Here is a 1339-nt window from a genome sequence, read left to right on the forward strand (position 1 = left end):
GCGGTTGTCGAGCGACTGTGCCGTGAAGAAGTTGGTGGGATTGTCCAGGGCCGAATTGACGCTCTTGCCGGTCGACAAGCGGCTTTGGGTGGTGGCGAGAAGATCAGCGGTGGACTGGAGAGAGAGAAGGTTCTGACGAACCGACGAGGAGAGAACAATACCGGACATTGAGTGTTACCCTTCTGGTACGCGACGCAACAAACTTCGATTAGGATTAATCGATGTCCGGGACGGTGAACACAGACGGCTAACAAAGCATGAAGCGTGTCGCGCCAGTCCTTGCGCGGATTCACCATATGAGCGATCGGAGCCATCTCAGGCTCGTCCATATCGTCATGATAGCATGACGCTTTTTCGCGCAACGATCCGGCGTTTGCGACTTGTCAACCATAATCAGGGTAAGCAATCGGCTGCATCCGAATGCATCGTCCGCACTTCGTCCAGCGGCACTCTGATGCCGTTGCAAAAAGAAAGCGGCGGGGCCGAAGCCCCGCCGCCATGTCTTGGTTGCGATGTCGTCCGCTTGTTAGCGGAGCAGCTGCAGCACGCTCTGCTGCGACTGGTTGGCCAGCGACAGCGCGGAGACCGCGATGGACTGGCGGGTCGACAGCGCCTGGCTGTTGGCCGCTTCGGTGTTGGTGTCGGCCAGGGTCAGGTTGGACGAGCCGGTCTGCAGCACGTTGATCAGGCTCTTGTTGAAGTCCTGACGCACCTGCACCACCGAGAGGTTCGAACCGAGGCTCGACGCTTCCGAACGCAGCGTGCTCGAGGCGGCGTTGAGGTTCGACAGCACCTTGTTGGTCGCAGAGTTGTCGATGAAGTCGACACCGCTGGTCAACGAGGCGAGGCCGAGACCCTTGGAGTTGTAGGTCACACCCGTGATGTTCAGGTTCGACTTGCCGGTCTCGTCGAATACCAGCTTGAGCTGGTCACCGTTCAACAGGTTCACACCGTTGAACGAGGAGTCCTGCGAGGTCGTGTCGATCTGGTTCAGAATGTTGTTGTACTGCGAGACCAGGTTCGCACGGGTCGTCTGTGCGACATTGTCAGCGACCGGGCTAGAAGCGGTCGAGAAGGTCAGCGACGAGGTCAGCGTACCGCCGATCGCACCACCCGCGGCCGCCGAACCAAGCGTCGAAGACGCGTAGTCGTTCGTCGAGGAGATGGTGAGCAGGCCGTTGGCGTCGATCGTGGCAGACAGGTTGTTGGCCTGGAGCTGCGTGTTGAGCTGATCGAGCGTCTTGACCGTGCCGTTGGTGCCATCGCCGAAGGTGACGTTGACCGCCGTGCCGCCGTTGAAGGAGCTGAAGGTCAAGCTCTTGCCGTTGATGCCACCCGT

General features: G+C 59.6%; 2 protein-coding genes. Both read right to left on the reverse strand.

What is annotated here, in order from left to right; genetic code table 11:
- Nucleotides 1-168, reverse strand: a 168-nt coding sequence (locus AC0L3B_RS38090; RefSeq protein WP_473309465.1) for a flagellin N-terminal helical domain-containing protein, incomplete at its 3' end; no start/stop codon positions are given.
- A gap of 358 nt (nt 169-526) precedes the next feature.
- Nucleotides 527-1339: flagellin (locus AC0L3B_RS38095; protein WP_473334782.1), on the reverse strand; the 813-nt coding region annotated here is incomplete at its 5' end.

The organism is Bradyrhizobium sp. Kon56, assembly GCF_055807635.1.